Below are 3162 nucleotides of genomic sequence, written 5' to 3'. Positions count from 1 at the left end.
CCGGCACGGTCCCCCCCGCCGAGGGGGGCGCCGGGCCCCCCTCCCCGCGGGCCCCCCGCGGCCGAGGGGGTCACACCCCCCCCCCGCAACCCCCCCACCCGCGGGGGGGCCCACCCCGATCCGAGGAACCGGTCCCATGAACTCGCGCACCCTGATCCGCACCACCGCCGTCCTCGCGACGGTGATCGGCCTGGCGGCCGGCACCGTGGCGGCCGCCCCCGCCCGCGACACCGGCCGCCACGACTCCGCACACGACTGGCCACAGCGCCTGATCGACCGTTCGCCCGACCTCGTCCAGCCGAAGGCCCTCACCGTGGACCACTCGATCGGCGCCCGGCGCGCCGCCCAGGAGGTCCACCTGGCACAGCAGTTGTACACGTTCTGGAACACCGGGCAGCAGCGCTACCTGGACGCGGCGATCAGCCCGCACTTCCGGGACAACACCCTGCCGCCCGGCCGTCCGCAGGGCCCCGCCGGGCCGCTCCTCGCCTCGGATAGCTTCCGCGCCGCGGTGCCGGACCTGACCTGCGAACTCTCCGACCTCCTGGTCACCGGCGACAGGATCACCGCCCGCCTGGTCTTCCGCGGCCACTTCACCGGCACCTTCGACGGCGTGCGGGGCCAGGGCCAGAGCGTCGACTTCAACGCCATCGACATCCAGCACGTCGGCACCGACCGGATCACCGAGGACTGGCACATCGAGGACAACACCGCCCTGCTGGCCCAACTGGGCGTTCGCGCCTGACCCCGCCCGGTCCCCGACGGACCGTCGCAAGGTCACGGACGCTGCTCAACGTCCTGAGCAGGGGGCGCAATTCGGCCGTCACGGTGCGACCCACCGGCCCTGGGTGGCAGCTGAGATGAATGGCTCGGGCATTTCTGTTCACACCACTTGACGGGCTGCCGCGAGCCGAGCAGACTCGCTTCGCGGCAGCAGCTCAAATGAATCTGAAGGCATTGCCATTCACACCAGCTGCCAATGCCAGCCCGTTCCCGGCAGCCTCCGCCTGCCCGCCTCCGGATCGCCCGTCCTCAGCGCCCCAGGAGTCCAGCATGCCCTCGAACACCCCGCCCGATGCCGCCGCCCCGCCCTGGTCATGCGTCAACCGCGCTCCCCTTAGGGGGAGTTGGTGGGCCCGCGGCCTGTGGCTGGCCGAACGCCTGAGCGGCGAGGGCGACCCGCCCGCCCCGGTCGCCGACAACCCGGCAGAGGGCAGCCTCGGCTGGCGCGCCGACCGCCGACTGGCCCGCTGGCGCTCGGCGTTCACCGACCACGCGCCGGACACCGCCGAAGCCCAGGCCCGCGCGCTCGGCATCGACCCGCCCCTGCTGCGCCGGCTGCTCGCCGAACACCCCGACAGCCTCGCCGCGCGCACCGCCAAACCGGCCTGGGCCCGGTTCGTCGAGGACGTCGTCGCCCGCGCACCACGGCTGCCCCCGGCGCCCGACGGGGAGGACACCACGGAACACGACGAGGAGCACGACGGAACGCACCGGCACGGCTTCGCCGACTTCGCGGCCGTCGTCGAACCCTTCCTCGCCGAGGCCCTCCGCCTGCTGGAGGCACCCGCCCGCACCGCGGACGCCACCGAGCCCTCCGCCGCCGTCCTCGCGGCCGTCCGGCGCTCGCTCACCGCCGGCCTGCGGGACCAGCTGGTGTCCGTCCTCGGCCGCACCCTCGTCCTCGAACTCCATGTGGCCCGGCTGTCCGGCCAGTTGAGCGGTGACACCCCGCAGGAGCGCTTCCACGCCTTCATCGCCTGGCAGCGGGAGCCGGAGCGGCTGGCCGCGCTGCTGGACGAGTACGCCGTCCTGGCCCGGCTGCTGGCGTGCGCCACCCGGAACGCCGTCCACGCGCACCGGGAGTTCCTCGACCGCTTCACCGCCGACCGGCCCGCGCTGGTCGAGCGGCTCTTCGCCGGACGCGACCCCGGCGAACTGACCGAGGTGCGCACGGGCCGCGGCGACGGCCACGAGGCGGGCCGCTCGGTCGCCCTGCTGACCTTCTCCTCCGGCGCCCGGCTGGTGTACAAACCCCGGCCACTGGCCGTCCACGAACACTTCAACGCCCTGGTCGACTGGTACGACACCGTCCTGCCGGGCCCCGGCCCGGGCACCGTGGCGGTGTGGGACCGGGGCGGGTACGGCTGGATCGAGTACGTGGAACCGGCGCCGTGCGCCGACCACGCGGCCGCCGAGCGGTTCTACCACCGCCTCGGGGCGCTGCTGGCCCTGCTCTACGCGACCGCTGCCACCGACTTCCACTTCGAGAACGTGATCGCCGTCGGGGAGCACCCGGTCGCGGTCGACCTGGAGTCCCTGTTCCACGTCGGCGTGCCCCACCTGACCGGCAGCCCGCTGATCGACGACGACCCGGCGCAGCACCTGCTCGCCCACTCGGTGCAGCGGGTGGGCCTGCTGCCCTCGGTACTGGTCGGCGACGGCGGCGCGGTGCTGGACGTCGGCGGGATGGGCGCCGACAAGGGCGCCGTCATGCCCTTCAAGTCGCCCACCTGGGAGGGCGACGGCACCGACGAGATGCGCCTGACCCGGGTGCAGCGCGCCTTCGAGGGCGGCGCGAACCGGCCGCGACTGGACGGCCGGGACGTCGACCCGGCCGACCACCTGGCGTCCCTGCGGGCGGGGTTCGAGGCCGGCTACCGCGCCATCGCCGCCCACCGCGAGGCGCTGCTCGCACCGGACGGCCCGCTGGAGCGCTTCCGCGAGGACACCTGCCGCACCATCGTCCGCGCCACCCGGGTCTACGCCCACCTGCTGGGCGAGAGCACCCACCCGGACGTCACCCGTGACGCGCTCGACCGCGACCGGGTGCTCGGGCTGATCTTCGCCCAGTCCGCCGGGAACCCCGCCCAGCGGCCGCTGCTGCGGCTCGAAGCCGAGGACCTCTGGAGCGGCGACGTCCCGCTGTTCCGCTCCGTCGTCGGCTCCCGCGACCTGCGCACCCACCGCGGCCGGTCGCTGCCGCGGGCACTGCCCGAGTCGGGGCTCGACCGGGCCCGGCGGATCGTCGCCGCCATGGACGAGCACGACCTGGCCACCCAGGACTGGATCATCCGGGCCGCCTTCGCCGCCCGCGCCACCACCGCGGGAGCCGACGGTGCCGCACCCGCGGGCACCGGCCCGCGCCCGGCCGGGCCCGCC

General features: G+C 75.0%; 2 protein-coding genes. Both read left to right on the top strand.

Annotated elements, in window-relative coordinates; translation table 11 throughout:
• The first annotated feature begins 136 nt into the window (after window positions 1-136).
• Complete coding sequence (locus tag ACWDCZ_RS39775) at window positions 137-745, top strand: ester cyclase (protein WP_049657844.1); 609 nt, start codon at window positions 137-139, stop codon at window positions 743-745.
• A 308-nt stretch (window positions 746-1053) separates the two neighbouring features.
• Window positions 1054-3162, top strand: a 2109-nt coding sequence (locus ACWDCZ_RS39770; protein ID WP_449818517.1) for a type 2 lanthipeptide synthetase LanM family protein, incomplete at its 3' end; no start/stop codon positions are given.

It is taken from the genome of Kitasatospora sp. NPDC001225, assembly GCF_053597855.1.
This window is presented reverse-complemented; position numbering and strand designations above follow the sequence as displayed.